The 13,256-nt window shown below is 40.5% G+C and carries 17 protein-coding genes and 1 pseudogene; 1 reads left to right on the top strand and 17 read right to left on the bottom strand.

Translation table 11 applies throughout. The features are described from left to right. Window positions 1–4: 4 nt before the first annotated feature. The 11 genes and pseudogenes from EHS11_RS11490 to EHS11_RS11440 all read right to left on the bottom strand — a co-directional run bounded on the left by EHS11_RS11490 (window position 5) and on the right by EHS11_RS11440 (window position 8,941). Entirely contained in the window at window positions 5–505 is a 501-nt protein-coding gene (locus EHS11_RS11490; protein ID WP_135764558.1) for a hypothetical protein, read from the bottom strand. A gap of 62 nt (window positions 506–567) precedes the next feature. Then, a complete protein-coding gene (locus tag EHS11_RS11485; RefSeq protein WP_135764557.1) occupies window positions 568–2,175 on the bottom strand; it encodes a DUF2339 domain-containing protein in 1,608 nt (535 codons plus the stop codon). A gap of 81 nt (window positions 2,176–2,256) precedes the next feature. Then, window positions 2,257–3,816 carry an NAD(P)/FAD-dependent oxidoreductase gene (locus EHS11_RS11480; RefSeq protein ID WP_135764705.1) on the bottom strand — a complete coding sequence of 520 codons (1,560 nt, stop codon included), beginning with the start codon at window positions 3,814–3,816 and terminating at the stop codon, window positions 2,257–2,259. Between the two features lie 238 nt (window positions 3,817–4,054). After that, window positions 4,055–4,579, bottom strand: a complete 525-nt coding sequence (locus EHS11_RS11475) for an SRPBCC domain-containing protein (RefSeq protein ID WP_135764556.1) — start codon at window positions 4,577–4,579, stop codon at window positions 4,055–4,057. Next, a complete protein-coding gene (locus tag EHS11_RS11470; RefSeq protein ID WP_135764555.1) occupies window positions 4,576–6,108 on the bottom strand; it encodes an MFS transporter in 1,533 nt (510 codons plus the stop codon). The genes EHS11_RS11475 and EHS11_RS11470 overlap by 4 nt, the downstream gene beginning before the upstream one ends. Window positions 6,109–6,197: 89 nt before the next feature. Further along, a pseudogene (locus EHS11_RS20410) lies at window positions 6,198–6,320 on the bottom strand (dihydrofolate reductase family protein); the annotation flags it as partial. A gap of 35 nt (window positions 6,321–6,355) precedes the next feature. Next, window positions 6,356–6,823, bottom strand: coding sequence for an SRPBCC family protein (locus EHS11_RS11460; RefSeq protein WP_135764553.1), 468 nt, complete (start codon window positions 6,821–6,823; stop codon window positions 6,356–6,358). Between the two features lie 47 nt (window positions 6,824–6,870). Then, window positions 6,871–7,335, bottom strand: a complete 465-nt coding sequence (locus tag EHS11_RS11455; protein WP_135764552.1) for an SRPBCC family protein — start codon at window positions 7,333–7,335, stop codon at window positions 6,871–6,873. Window positions 7,336–7,397: 62 nt separating this feature from the next. Continuing rightward, window positions 7,398–7,790, bottom strand: coding sequence for a DoxX family protein (locus EHS11_RS11450; protein ID WP_135764551.1), 393 nt, complete (start codon window positions 7,788–7,790; stop codon window positions 7,398–7,400). 20 nt (window positions 7,791–7,810) lie between these two features. After that, the gene (locus tag EHS11_RS11445) at window positions 7,811–8,167 is read right to left on the bottom strand and encodes an ArsR/SmtB family transcription factor (RefSeq protein WP_135764550.1); all 357 of its coding nucleotides are present in this window, start codon (window positions 8,165–8,167) and stop codon (window positions 7,811–7,813) included. A gap of 231 nt (window positions 8,168–8,398) precedes the next feature. Continuing rightward, window positions 8,399–8,941, bottom strand: a complete 543-nt coding sequence (locus EHS11_RS11440; protein WP_135764549.1) for an SRPBCC family protein — start codon at window positions 8,939–8,941, stop codon at window positions 8,399–8,401. Window positions 8,942–9,174: 233 nt separating this feature from the next. Here EHS11_RS11440 and EHS11_RS11435 point away from each other — a divergent pair, with 233 nt between their 5' ends. Further along, window positions 9,175–9,789: a TetR/AcrR family transcriptional regulator gene (locus EHS11_RS11435; protein ID WP_167884417.1), complete on the top strand. Its 615-nt coding sequence runs from the start codon at window positions 9,175–9,177 to the stop codon at window positions 9,787–9,789. 103 nt (window positions 9,790–9,892) lie between these two features. Here EHS11_RS11435 and EHS11_RS11430 read toward each other — a convergent pair whose 3' ends face one another. From EHS11_RS11430 to EHS11_RS11405, 6 genes are all read right to left on the bottom strand, one after another. Then, complete coding sequence (locus EHS11_RS11430) at window positions 9,893–10,246, bottom strand: hypothetical protein (RefSeq protein WP_135764547.1); 354 nt, start codon at window positions 10,244–10,246, stop codon at window positions 9,893–9,895. 119 nt (window positions 10,247–10,365) lie between these two features. Continuing rightward, on the bottom strand, window positions 10,366–11,592 hold the full coding sequence (locus tag EHS11_RS11425) for an RNA polymerase sigma factor (protein WP_135764546.1): 1,227 nt from the start codon (window positions 11,590–11,592) through the stop codon (window positions 10,366–10,368). A 39-nt stretch (window positions 11,593–11,631) separates the two neighbouring features. Beyond that, on the bottom strand, window positions 11,632–11,991 hold the full coding sequence (locus EHS11_RS11420; RefSeq protein ID WP_135764545.1) for a YciI family protein: 360 nt from the start codon (window positions 11,989–11,991) through the stop codon (window positions 11,632–11,634). Between the two features lie 78 nt (window positions 11,992–12,069). After that, a complete protein-coding gene (locus EHS11_RS11415; protein WP_135764544.1) occupies window positions 12,070–12,477 on the bottom strand; it encodes a transcriptional regulator in 408 nt (135 codons plus the stop codon). 27 nt (window positions 12,478–12,504) lie between these two features. Next, window positions 12,505–12,873: an iron chaperone gene (locus EHS11_RS11410; RefSeq protein ID WP_210413682.1), complete on the bottom strand. Its 369-nt coding sequence runs from the start codon at window positions 12,871–12,873 to the stop codon at window positions 12,505–12,507. Window positions 12,874–12,893: 20 nt separating this feature from the next. After that, a complete protein-coding gene (locus tag EHS11_RS11405; protein WP_210413676.1) occupies window positions 12,894–13,181 on the bottom strand; it encodes a hypothetical protein in 288 nt (95 codons plus the stop codon). Window positions 13,182–13,256: the final 75 nt, after the last annotated feature.

Raw genomic sequence — 13,256 nt, 5'->3', positions numbered from 1 at the left:
AAAACTATCTTGGGACGGATCTGGCGATCAAAGTGGAAGGAGTGTATCCGAAATCCGCAGGTAAAAAAATCCATTGGAATTTATTTTCCATCGCAATTCGAATGAGAGCCATATGATGGATCATATGATCGAGTACAAAAAGCAATTCCCTTTCTCCGTTTGTTTCCGTGATAAAACTTTCCGTTTCATTTAAGATATGTTTGATTCGGATTTTTCCGGAAGGAATGTAATCGGACAAATCAAGCTCGGTTTTTTCCAAAGTCTCTCTTGCAAAAGAAAGAGATGATTCCAATGTAAGGTTTCTTTTACGATCGTCATAAGATAAAATTTCCCCTTCTTTGGAATTTATTAAGCATTCAATGAATTCCAAAGTATGTCTTACATGTTGGCCGATGGAGCTTCCGCAAAGCAGAGAATCTTTTTCGACAAACTCTTCTTCTTTGAGTTCGCCGAGGATAGTGCCGAGTACACGAAGTTGGGAGATGATTTGATGGTTGATTTTCATTATAAGGTCTCCCTATACTTCGCTTTAAGGCGGATAAAAGTTACATAAAGTTATTTTTAATTTTACGTTTTTGGTTTTTCTTTTGTTTCCTGAGTGTTCCATCGTTGATTTACATAAGCAATGGAGATGACAAGAACCGCTAAAATAAAGAAGAAAACCGCTTTGTATGCCTTAGACTGATCTTCCAGATCGAAGAAAAAAACTTTTAAAGATACCAAAATCAAAACTATGGATCCGAAGGCACGAAAAGCAGTGTTCTTGGAGTAAGCTCCCCAAAGAAATAGGATCAAAGAATAGATGGTCCATGAGATGGAAAGAACCACGTCCGATTGGATGGAAGTAAATTCGTAAGCCAACCAAAGGTTTTGAATTTGAACAGTGAGTAGTCCCCCTACAACCAAATGACCGATGATGGAAAAAGAAAGTTCCCAAATCACTCTAGGTAGTTGGAGAATTTCATGTTTCTCATCCGCAAGCTCGCTTGTTCCCACCTTAGCGATATAAAAGGAAACGGATGCGATCAAGATCCAAACCAAAGCACCGGGATTTAAAAAAGGAATGTATTTGAATCCCAAAATTTCGATCCATTCCACGCTCCATGCATTCGCATACCAATAGACAAGGAGGACAACGAACAGATAGATACTTCCAAGCATGAGTTGTTGTTGTTTGATTTTTTTTCCAAACATATAAATGGAGGAAATGATGAAAAGCCATCCTGTAGTGACGATCACATAATTCATACCTTTGTCCTGGTAGGAGTCGGCAATATTTCCGAAAGAAATACCGAGTAACAAATAACCTACGACCAGATAGACGATCGCCGATAAATTGCTTTCTTTCAAAAAAAAATGCAATAAGGCGGCCGTCCCGATCAGTATAAAACTGAGAATGATCAGAGGAATCGAATAAACAAGGGTAAATGCTTTGAATATGTAAATAGTCCATATAACATAGTTTAGTATATTTAGAACGCTGATATAAAGGCTGATTCCGTCGAATTTTTCCTTTTCAAATTTGGCAGAGACGAGAAGTCCGATAAGATAAATTAAAAACAAAACGGAAATATAGAAGAAAGGTTCGGGCCAAGTGACGGGTGAAAATTTGATATAATAAGTTAGAAAAATAAGAATGGTAATGAAAAGGGAAACAGCTCTGGTCTCAGGCCATTTTTTGAGAAAACTCAGGTAAAGACTTGTAATATTTAAAATGAAAACATAAACGAAGAGCAGAACTGTTTGGGAAGGGACAGCATTGATGATGAGAGGAGTTATCAGACCTCCCGCCAAACAAATGTTCATGAGAATTCTCATTCCGAATCTGTAGGAAAAATAAATCAGAGTAGCGGAAACTGCGGCAAGAGATACGAATAAAGTATAAGAAGACCATTGAATGTGGGAGACAAAGCTCGCATATGCGAATGTTGCAAATAAGATGGAAACTCCAAATCCCGAAATGACTTCTCCTATGAGTTCAATTTGATTGGAAAATAATTTGAATCCTATAAAACAAATGGTAAGAGAAAGGAATAAGCCGAATCCGATTTTAGCTTCTTCGGGAATCAGATTTTCTTCGAAAGCAACACTGAGTCCGTAGATTGTAGCGAGAAACAGGAATACGATTCCCAAGATAAAAATCCAATTTTTTTTCAATTCTTCCAGTGTGAACATATCTTTCCTCGTTGGAAACCTAAACTATTCAATGGCACTAGATCTAAAACTAAAATAAATAAGGATCACTCTGGAAACCTCTTATTTCGGAATGGGAACCGAGCATGCTTCGGCACACCTGATTCCATCCATTGCGGCGGAAATAATTCCCCCCGCATAACCGGCGCCTTCTCCGCAAGGAAACAATCCTTTGATTTGGATATGTTGTAAACTTTCCGGATCTCTGGGGATATGAACCGGGGAAGAGGTTCTGGTTTCCGGGGCATGGACAACCGCATCGTTGGTTAGGTAACCGCGCATGGATTTGTCAAATTCTCTAAATCCCTTTTGCAGGGCCTTGTATATGAAGTCGGGGAAAATATTTTTTAAGTCTTTGGAAATAATACCTGGAGGATAAGATGTTTTCGGCAAGTCTTCGGAAATTTTTCCTTCTATGAAATCTAACAGTCGTTGCGCGGGAGCTGTTTGTTTTTCTCCGCCCAAGACCCATGCTTTTTTTTCAATGTCTTTTTGAAATTCCATCGCTGCAAGCGGGCCGTGTTCTGCAAATGGTTTGAAATCTTCCGATTTCAGTTCCACTACGATGCCTGAATTGGCTGTGGATCTGGATCGTTGCGAAGAAGACCATCCGTTCGTGACGACTTCTCCCGGTTTGGTGGCGCAAGGTGCAATCACACCTCCGGGGCACATACAAAAAGAATACACTCCTCTTCCATCCACCTGTTTGACAAGACTGTAAGGAGAAGGAGGAAGATAAAGGCCCCGATCTTCACAACTGTACTGAATGGAGTCGATCAAAGACTGTTTGTGTTCGACACGGACTCCAACGGCAAGAGGCTTCATTTCGATTTGAATCCCTTTGTTATGCAATAATTCGAATATGTCCCGTGCAGAATGTCCGGTAGCCAGGATTACTTTTTTTGCTTTGAAATGGTGTCCGTCTTTTGTCAATACTCCTTGAATTTGGTTTTTATCTATGACGAGATCCGTCACTCTTTCTTGAAAATGAACTTCTCCACCGTGTTGTATGATATTTTCACGGATGCGACGGATGATATCCGGAAGTTTATTTGTACCAATATGGGGATGTGCTTCGACTAATATATCTTTGTTGGCACCGAATGCCACGAGCAGTTCCAAAATTTCCCGGACATTTCCCCGTTTTTTCGACCTCGTATAAAGTTTTCCGTCCGAATATGTTCCGGCTCCCCCTTCCCCAAAACAGTAGTTAGAGTCTTCGTTAACAATATGATGGACGTTGATTCCCCGCAGGTCGGACACTCGTTCCTTTACGTCTTTTCCCCGTTCTATCAGAATGGGTTTGATTCCTTGTTCAATGAGTTTGAGGGCTGCAAACAATCCTGCAGGACCTGCGCCGATGATAAGAACTTCCTCTGCGTTTTTTACATCCGGGTAACGAGGCAAAGTCGGCAAACTTTCCGTAAATTCTTCTTTGATAAAAACGTTTACTTTTAAATTGACGTACACGGTTCTTTGGCGCGCGTCTATGGAACGATTGATTATTTCCACATGAGTGATGTCTTCCGGAGGAACTTTTAAAGTTAAAGCCAGGTAGTTTTTTAATTCCTCTGTCTGTCCTGCGATTTCAGGAAGCAGCCGGAGCTGGAGTTCTTTCACCATACTACCAAAACTGGCAAATGCTTCCAAAGGCAAAGGGGAAAAAAGGTCGTAATTCTTACCTTTGCGGATTTTCGCTTGGGATTCTTTTTTTATCTTCAGATTCCGATTTGTTTTCATCGGTTTTCTTATTAAATTTTATATCTATCAAAAGCGGGAAAAGCATAAACGTATAGTTTTCCGTCTTTTGATTTGTAACTTTTTTGCCCGACTTCTCTTTAACCGCTTTCATAAGTTACCATTAGACTTTCAAAATTTCCGCTTCGAAACGATCGAGACTTTCCGTCCAACCATCCGCCATGCCCATATTGTGGAATGCATCTCTGACTCCGTTCGATTTGAAACGAGTTTGGATGGTGAGCTTTGTTTTGTTTGTTTCGAAATCTTCAAAAAGAACCGTTACGACCGAATCGGGAGAATCTTTGCTTTCTCCTATATCTTTCTTCAATTGATCCATCCATTCCTGCGGATGATCTTCGACAACGTCGGTGCATACGATTTTTTCATTTTTTACGATTTCCAGATAAACCCCAACAACCGGATAGTCGATTCCTTCGGGAGACCGCATAACAAATTTATACTTTCCGCCTACCTGCAAATCCATCTCACAGACAGGATTGGTAAAATCTTTCGGTCCCCACCACTTGACAACATGTTTAGGATCGGTCCAAATCCGGTAGATCAGTTCTCTCGGGGCGTCAAAGATTCTGGAAATCACCAATTCCCTATCGGGAATTTCAATTTTTGTATCATAGCCTGTCTTCATGTTTCTTCTCCTTTCTTCATATTGCGAAGCATATAAACGACTGTAACCGCGAGAACGATTGAAATGAGTGCGCAGATAACGGACGTAAGCTGTAATGAGCTTGTAAATGCTTCATTTGCCGAACTGAGAATTATGGAACCTGTTTGAACCGGAACTTCTTTTGCGATGGCAACCGCAGTACCGATGCTGTTTTGTGCAGCAAAAGCGACTTCCTGTGTCAATCCTGCCGGAATGGATTCTGTCATTTTACTTCTGTAAACGGCGGTTCCTATACTTCCCAAGACGGCTATTCCCAGAACACCACCTAACTCGGCTCCTGTTTCCGATATGGATGCGGCAGCACCGGCTCTTTCTGCGGGAGCGGCACTTACTATGATGTCCGTTCCCAAAATCACTACACAGCAGATTCCGAATGCAAGAATAATCCCGCCTGACACGATATAGCTGAGACCGGAACTTCCGTCCAATTGTGCATAAAGAAAGAAGCCTATTGCCGTAAGTACAAATCCACCTGCTATGACAAAGGCGGGGCGGATGTATTTGACGAGTATCGGAACAAACATGGATCCCAAAATATTTCCGGCAGCCATTGGCAAGGTCCATAACCCGGCTTCAAAAGGAGAGAGTCCCAATATCAATTGCAGATACAGAGCGATGAATAAAAAACTTCCCAGTCCTACGAAGATAGAAAGAGTATTTGCAAGCAAAGCTACACTGAATGCGGGTGTTTTGAACAATTCCAAGTCGATGAGAGGGTCTTTCAATTTTTTTTGTCTTTGAACAAACACAAGACCGAAGATGATTCCTGCGAAAATGGAAAAACCGGGAACTAGTCCCCAACCGTGTTCCGCTATTTGCTTTAACCCGTAAATCACCGAGAGTACCGATACAAGTGAGAGTATAGCGCTCGTTATATCAAGCCTGCCTGCTTGCGGGTCTTTGAATTCGGGTAATAATTTGGGACCCACTATTAACAGAAGTACCATCACCGGGACACTGACTAAAAATACGGAACCCCACCAATAATGCTCCAATAGAACTCCTCCTAGGAGTGGGCCAATAGCGCCTCCCACGGAAAAACTGGTTCCCCAGATCCCGATGGCCCTAGTGCGCTCTTCCGGATTATGAAACATATTTCGAATCAGGGATAAAGTGGAAGGGGCAAGTGTCGCCGCAGTGATTCCGAGCAAGGCACGGGTAATAATCAACATTTCCGCCGTTGTGGAAAATGCGGCAAGAATACTGGCAACCCCGAATGCAAAGGCACCAATTAATAGTAGTTTGCGTCTTCCGATTCTGTCTCCCAGTGTTCCCATCGTAATCATACATCCTGCCACAAGAAACCCGTATATATCCACGATCCATAAAAGCTGGGAGGCTGTAGGCTTTAACGTCTCTGTTAGGTGAGGAACTGCGAGGTACAACACCGTCAGATCCATGGAATAAAGCAGGCAGGGAAGGGCGATGACTGCAAGGCCGATCCATTCTTTTTTTCCTGCCCGGGGTGGTGTGGTTGTCGTTTGATTCATATATTTGTATTCGGTTTATAATAAATCATAACCAAACTGGAATTAAGTGCTTTGGCTTGAATCAGTTTTAAATTCAGTTTGATTTTTAATCCGAAGATCAAAGCATCAACTTTGTCCAATAAATCCGCTGCATAGTTGTTGAATTCGTTCTCCACAACATGCCAATCGATTTCGCCATCTGGTCCTTCATGGTATCCATCCAAAGATACCATCATTTGAAAAATCAGCTTTCCCATATTCCGCTCGGTTAAGCAACTCTTGCCAATTCCGTTTCCAAACGATCGAAGTTTTCTTCGTTTCCTTTGATAATGTAAGGTCTGGACTTGTCGCATTCTTCCGCAGACTCGAACATCATACGGAATATAACTTTTGTCTTGTCCGTTGAAACTTCTTCAAAGCTTGCAGTTACTTGGAAAAAATGAACCGGGCTAATGTGGTTGAATACAAGAAGCTCCGGTTTTACGATTTCCACGAAAACACAATGATTTGGATAATCATCTCCGTTTGGGCCATGCATCACAAAACGCCAGTTACCTCCTGGACGGAGATCGAATTCTTCAAATGTATTCCTGAAATCTTTCGGTCCCCACCAACGTGCCAATCGTTCCGGTTCAGTCCATGCTTTGAAAACAAGTTCACGCGGAAAACTTAAGGTTCGTAAGGATATGATTTCCCTGTCTGCTAATTTGGAAGTTTCCGTATTCGTATTCACCATTTGTTTTCTCCTGATTCCATCCGTTATATTATAAAGTATTTATATACTTAGACCTTTTCCAAGTAATCCCGGAGTCGTTCCATTGTTTGACTCATACCCTCGATCGCTCCGTGTTTCTCTACGACTTCGTTTCTTGCTTCCGCCGATTGGAATAAAGCAAGCATTGTGAGTTTGGTTTTTTTACCTTCCTCTTCAAATGTCACCGTTACATGGAAATCACCCGGATGGTCTTCGATATCTGATCCGTGTCTGTAAACGAGTAGTTTCGGTTTTTGGACTTCTATGTATACAATCACATTCGGATAATCCACTCCGTCCGGCCCATGCATTACGAATTTCCAAACTCCGCCAGGTTTTACATCCATGGACTCTATCGTGTTTGTAAAACCTTTTGGCCCCCACCAATTTCCAACATGATTCGGGTCTGTCCACATTTGGAACACCAGTTCCCTCGGGGCATCAAACACTCGTGTGGTGGAAATTGTTCTGTCTTCCGTATTGTTACTGTTCATTTTTCATTTCCTATGACTTGTTTTACGTGTTATTTTTACGCTACGCCCTCTGGGTTTTTCGATTATTTAGATTTAATCGAAGTTAACTTTCTGTTTTCCGGTCTCAACCACCAGGATAAGATCACAAATACAAGCATTACGAGAGGACTGATCACGTGTTGTATTTCCAAGCCTGAGACGGCGCTGGAAATGGCAGCGCTGGTAAGATTGAAAAACATTCCAGCATACGCCCATTCTTTCAAAAGAGCAAATCCCGGTACCATTATGGCAATTCCACCTAATAGTTTCCATGTGCCTAAAATGAAAGGGAAGTAAGAAGGATAGCCCAATTGAGCCATTCCTGCAAGGACCTCAGGATTTCTTGTGAGGTAAATAAATCCGGCAAACAAATAGTTTGCTCCTATTAGGATCGTGATGACCCAATATGCGATGGTCTTGATTTTTTCTTTGTTCATGTTATTCTCCTCTGACTACTTCAGTTCTGTTCTTTTTCTTTTTTTTGCAGTTCTTGTAAATACTCTTCCAGACGATCAAAGCGTTTTTCCCAAAATTCTCTGTACTTATCCACCCAGGTAGCTACTTCGATCAGGGGACCAACTTCCAGCCGGGCAGGGCGCCATTGCGCTTCTTTGCCACGGGAAATGAGTCCGGCTTTTTCCAAAACTTTCAGGTGTTTTGTAATCGCAGGCAAGCTGATGGAAAAAGGTTCCGCGAGTTCTTTTACCGATACCTCCCCCGATTTCAAAGCAGAGAGGATCTGTCTGCGGGTTGGGTCTGCCAAGGCCGCAAATGTGAGACTCAGTTGGTCGGGAGTGGAAGTATATTGAACCATATGGTTAATTAACCTTTTGGTAAAATACGGTCAATTCGAAAATTTCGTCAAGGGAAAATGATAGGAAAGAAAGAAAAAAAGTAGGTTTGGGTCTACTAGTGGGAGAGGCGGAGTGGGTGGGGTAAGCTGGGAGTTTTGTGATTTTGTGGTACCTACCACATAAGCCGGAGTTTCTTTGCTTACGCGGCAGGACATATTTGTGGTACCTATGACAGATCATTGCCCTGGAATTTATTTTTCCAATATAACCTTCAAATCGTTCAGACCTGCATCCATATTATCCGTCATCTTTTTCTGAATTTCAAAGCACACGTTTACGATCAGGTGGATCGCGTTCATAGGGATAGGCATTTTATCATACATGCCGACTGTAACTTTTGTTTGGTTTTCCCCGAGAGATTCGGTGATTATATAAGAAGCAAGTTTGCCCTCCATCGGCTTTTTGAATCGGAGTTGCATTTCCAATCTTTCTCCTTCCGTGATAGTTATGATCTCTTGTTCACCGATTCCTAGTTCCTGGTTTTCACTTTCCCAAGACGAAATAAACCCGACCGTACCATCTGTACCTTTGTATTCCATCTTTGCAGAAGGGTCTTTTTTTAACCATGCGTTCCATTTGGAATGATTCTTTAGAAGTTTGATTTCCGCGAAAACTATGTTCCTAGGTTTGTTGATTGTAATATCTCTTTCCAGCTTAAAATCCGTTGGTGCGAATATGCACAATAGGATTACCGCAAATGCGATGACTCCCAGTATAATGAGTGTTATTTTCATGTTTTTATTCCTTTTTTAGTTTGTTATTGTATTTTAGATTTATGGAAGTTGAACATCCAAAAATGGGTCCGTAGCGATTTAGATAACATACCGTTTGATATGTTGTAAAGCAAAAAAAATAAAATTAATTAGAAATTTGAACTTTATTTGACGATTTTCCAATAAAATTAGGAAAAAAAATATCATCGACATATCAGGTGGTATAATCAAAACTAAAAAAAGGTTGAGATTTGGTGAAAAAGACAAGAGATCCGGAGAAAACAAGAGCCCACATTATTGAAGTGGCATTCGGAGAAGTGTACCGGAAAGGGTTTCAAGGGGTGAGCATTCGGGATATCGTTGCCAAGACGGATTTGACGACTGGTGCCTTTTTTCATTATTTTGCGACCAAGAACGATCTGGGTTACGCTTTGGTAGATGAAGTTATCAAAAAGGTAACTTTGGAAACTTGGATATATCCTTTGGCCGCTTATAAAAATCCCATACAAGGAATCATCAGTCGTTATAGAAAATTCATCGAAACCGTTTCAGATGATTTTCTGACGTATGGTTGTGCGATCAACAATCTGACTCAGGAGATGTCGGCAGTAGATACTGAGTTTGGAGAAAAACTTCATTCTGTGATGAGGCTGTGGATAGAAGGATTGGAAGGCTATCTGGAAAGAGCACAAAACGAAGGTTATTTAAAAGAAAAATCGGATCCGAGAAAGATTGCCGAGTTCATTGTTGCGGTCCATGAAGGATCCTTTGGTTTGGCAAAAAGTTTTAGAGATAAAAAAATACTATGGTCTTCTTATTACTCGTTACGGGATTATTTGGAGTCGGTGAGCGGGAAGTCGGAAGGATAAGAAAAAATCGCATCTATACGGTAGCTACTTTGGGAACAACGAACTTCTCTCCATCGGGCTCGCTTTATGCATCACCACCATTAAGTATAATTGATGTTAACTTTTATAACAATGAAATAATCGGCATACAAATGATGAAAACCAACAATGGATGTAATAAAACGGCAATCAAAGAAGTATAAAAATGCTGTTTGGCGTTCTGCGGAAGTAGAAAATAAGCTACAAAGGAAATGATCAAGCCTGAGATCCAGTTAGCAATCAGTACCATCATGGGAATGGCGATGAAACTCCACTCTCCGATCAGATTGCAATTGATATCCGATTCATTCCTGGCGAAACATTCTTCCCGAAGCACCGAATCCTTAAGCAAAATATAATATGCTACAAGACCGGAAAGAAAAAAGGAACAAGCGGTCATGATGGCGGTGAGTATTGTTAATCTGCGAAGAAAGGTCATAAATGTATTTTTTATTCTAGGCAATCATTCTTTTTGTAATCTTGTTTAATCGCTTCAACAGAAATAAAAGAACATGGATGTTTGTTTTCACTTGTTTTTCCTATTTTTGAACTATATTCTCATAAGTTATCAATTTTTTTCCGAATTGCCGACTTGTCCGAGTTTGTTTTTGCAAGTGCGAGAGCCTTTTGAAAATTTTGTTTCGCTTTGTCGTTATCAATGTCAGTATAAAGTTCACCAAGCAAGGTAAAGTAAAAATGATTGTCTGTCAGATTTAGTTTTTCCGCCTCTCGGATTGCTTCTTCTTTTCCATTTGCTTTTGAGAGAGCGAACGTTCTGTTCAGTGCTGCAATAGGAGAATATTCCATTTGTAGCAACTGATTGTAAAGCTGCAGAATGTTCTCCCATTTTTCTTTTGTTTCTGATTTTTGAGTGTGCCAATAGGCTATGGCAGCTTCCAAATGATATTTGGAAATTTTAGTTCCCGTTGTAGCGCGGGTAAAAAAATATTCTCCTTTGCCGATTAAGTCGGTGTTCCAGAGATTTTTATCCTGTTCTTCATATAATATCTGTTCACCGTTATCGTTTTGTCTTGCCTCAAATCGGGAAGCGTGAAAACACATCAAAGAAAGCAATGCGTTTACCTGAGGTTTATCGGTATGTTCGTTTTCAACGAGCATATTGCACAAACGAATTGCTTCCAAACAAAGATCTTTGCGAAGAGTTTTGTTCCCGCTGACGGAATAATACCCTTCATTGAATAATAGATAAATCGTTGTTAATACTGTTGTTAATCGTTCATCGATTTCCTGCAACTCGGGAAGTTCGATTTTGATCTTTTCTTCCTTTAGTTTTTCTTTGGCACGAAATAATCGTTTATTGATTGTTTCCTTATTCGTTAAAAACGCATCCGCAATTTCTTCAATCCCGAAACCGCAGAGAATGCGAAGTGATAATCCGATCTGCGCTTCCGTTGAGACGGAAGGGTGGCAAATGGTAAACATCATTTGCAATTGGCTGTCATATATATTTTGAGGAGATAGATCGATTTCCTGTTCTGATGAATCGGAATAAGTTTTTTTTAGTTCGGGAACAATTTTGTTTTCAAAGATAGAATTGCGCTGCAAGTGATTTTTGGCTTTGTTCTTTGCAACATGATAAAGCCAAGCCGCCGGATTTTGAGGAACACCTTTCAATCCCCATGTTTCTGCCGCACTGAGGAAGGTGTCGCTTGCGATATCTTCGGCGATGTCTATCTGTTCGAATCCGATATGTCTGCAAAGAACCGATATGATTTTTCTGTATTCCGTTCTAAACAGATGCGGAATCAATTCTGCATTTTTCATAAGGAAATACCTCTACGGTTGCAGAGGTATTTTTTTATCTTAGTCGTTGGTATCAAGCGAATCGATTTTTCTCACTTCCACGCTATTTCCTTCTCCTTGCAAAATAGGGCAATCCTTTGCAATCTTCACAGCTTCTTCGTAGTTTTTTGCTTTTATGATGATGTAACCTGCGATTGATTCCTTGATTTCGGCATAAGGGCCATCGGTTACCATATTGTTCGATTTTACTACTTTACCATCGGAAGACAAATGATTGCCTCCTTCGGCCAACTTGTTTTGGGCTGCAATGCCTCCGATCCAATCCTGCCATTTCTTCATGTATACTTGCATTTGTTCCGGCGACGGTTGTGCTTCTTTGGTTTTGATGTCCATGCGGAACAATAATACGAATTCGTTCATTTTGTTTACCTCTTGCTGAATGGAATTACATTCCTATATCAATCGAGATTTTAAAAATTGGACATCCTCGGGGGATTTTTAGGATTTTAATCCGACCATGCATTTCACGTCTTTCTCATTCAAATACCATTCAAGGCAATATCCGTTGGGGTCTATATCATCGCGTGAAATCAGTTTTCTAAATGCATTCTCGATGCCTTGAACATCTTCCATAAAATCTTTTATGGTCAAACAAATGAACTCTCCCTTTTTGATTACAAACCGTTCGCAAGATAGTTTGTCCGCTTCTCCTTCTTCCATTTCTTCGGCTGCGGCTTTGTAAACGATTTCGTCTTTGTTCGGACGTGATATTCCGAAGTATCTTCTTTCCTTTGAGGGCGAGATCAGAGAATGAAGCTTGTTATGCGCTTCAATTACCCCGTCAGGAAAGGATGTTGCAGTCACACACAAGACGTTGATATCTTTTTCTAAATTGAATTTATCCATATAGTTGTCCTTTGGAATACAAATCTTTTACTGCTTACTTTTCTGCAGATTTTCTTTTACCCTGTACTTAACAATTTTAGTAATCAGCCCTTTCGGCAAAGGTTTGTCCAGAGGAAACTGTATCGCACCTTTTGAAAATTTATATGAAGTAAGTTCGTTTTTGAATGTTTCGATCACATTTGAGGTAGGATAAAATCCGAAATGTTTTTTATAAGCTGCATAATAAACGAGGATTCCGTTTAATTCATAGGCAGGCATGTTGTAGCTTATTTTTTCCTTTGCATTTGGTGCCAATTCTTTGATCAGGTTTCTCATTTGAGTTAGGAGTGTCCGGGTATCGACAGGAAAAGATTTTATATATTCGTCGACGGTTTTGAATTTTACCGCATAACGCATACTTTCCGTTGTAGCCTTTTTCATTTTTTGAATCCTGAACCGAGTGAACATCCTACTATAAAATAGTCAGGTAAATACGGTTCTCCTCTCGATTCTTTGATCAATATGGCAATACGATCCCTTTTTGGATTCAAAAAATATCCCAATATATTATCCGATACAATATCAACGACTTTGACGGTAAGATTCGAATGGGATGTGATTGCATTGGAGTTTGAAAAAGTCCTGTAAACAAAAAGGGCACCGTCTTTGGACCAACCCAGAGAATGTACATCTTCCATTTTATTTTCCAAGCGTTGTGTTTCCATACTTGGGGAAGGTGCAATTGTTTCAGATTCATTTACCCGTATCGTCTGGTTATTGTTAGCTGATTCTTTCCGTTT

The sequence above is a fragment of the Leptospira ilyithenensis genome (assembly GCF_004771005.1).
GTDB classification, from domain to species: Bacteria; Spirochaetota; Leptospiria; order Leptospirales; family Leptospiraceae; genus Leptospira_A; species Leptospira_A ilyithenensis.
The sequence above is the reverse complement of the archived record's forward strand: the minus strand, read 5'-3'. Positions and strand labels throughout refer to the sequence as shown.

Bases quoted from the DNA above. Each gene is read 5' to 3' on its own strand.
- EHS11_RS11490 (WP_135764558.1), bottom strand. From the start codon at position 505: ATGAAAATCAACCATCAAATCATCTCCCAACTTCGTGTACTCGGCACT.
- EHS11_RS11415 (WP_135764544.1), bottom strand. From the start codon at position 12,477: ATGGATAAATTCAATTTAGAAAAAGATATCAACGTCTTGTGTGTGACT.
- EHS11_RS11405 (WP_210413676.1), bottom strand. From the start codon at position 13,181: ATGGAAACACAACGCTTGGAAAATAAAATGGAAGATGTACATTCTCTG.
- EHS11_RS11475 (WP_135764556.1), bottom strand. From the start codon at position 4,579: ATGAAGACAGGCTATGATACAAAAATTGAAATTCCCGATAGGGAATTG.
- EHS11_RS11470 (WP_135764555.1), bottom strand. From the start codon at position 6,108: ATGAATCAAACGACAACCACACCACCCCGGGCAGGAAAAAAAGAATGG.
- EHS11_RS11450 (WP_135764551.1), bottom strand. From the start codon at position 7,790: ATGAACAAAGAAAAAATCAAGACCATCGCATATTGGGTCATCACGATC.
- EHS11_RS11420 (WP_135764545.1), bottom strand. From the start codon at position 11,991: ATGAACGAATTCGTATTATTGTTCCGCATGGACATCAAAACCAAAGAA.
- EHS11_RS11425 (WP_135764546.1), bottom strand. From the start codon at position 11,592: ATGAAAAATGCAGAATTGATTCCGCATCTGTTTAGAACGGAATACAGA.
- EHS11_RS11460 (WP_135764553.1), bottom strand. From the start codon at position 6,823: ATGGTGAATACGAATACGGAAACTTCCAAATTAGCAGACAGGGAAATC.
- EHS11_RS11445 (WP_135764550.1), bottom strand. From the start codon at position 8,167: ATGGTTCAATATACTTCCACTCCCGACCAACTGAGTCTCACATTTGCG.
- EHS11_RS11430 (WP_135764547.1), bottom strand. From the start codon at position 10,246: ATGACCTTTCTTCGCAGATTAACAATACTCACCGCCATCATGACCGCT.
- EHS11_RS11480 (WP_135764705.1), bottom strand. From the start codon at position 3,816: ATGGTGAAAGAACTCCAGCTCCGGCTGCTTCCTGAAATCGCAGGACAG.
- EHS11_RS11440 (WP_135764549.1), bottom strand. From the start codon at position 8,941: ATGAAAATAACACTCATTATACTGGGAGTCATCGCATTTGCGGTAATC.
- EHS11_RS11485 (WP_135764557.1), bottom strand. From the start codon at position 2,175: ATGTTCACACTGGAAGAATTGAAAAAAAATTGGATTTTTATCTTGGGA.
- EHS11_RS11410 (WP_210413682.1), bottom strand. From the start codon at position 12,873: ATGCGTTATGCGGTAAAATTCAAAACCGTCGACGAATATATAAAATCT.
- EHS11_RS11455 (WP_135764552.1), bottom strand. From the start codon at position 7,335: ATGAACAGTAACAATACGGAAGACAGAACAATTTCCACCACACGAGTG.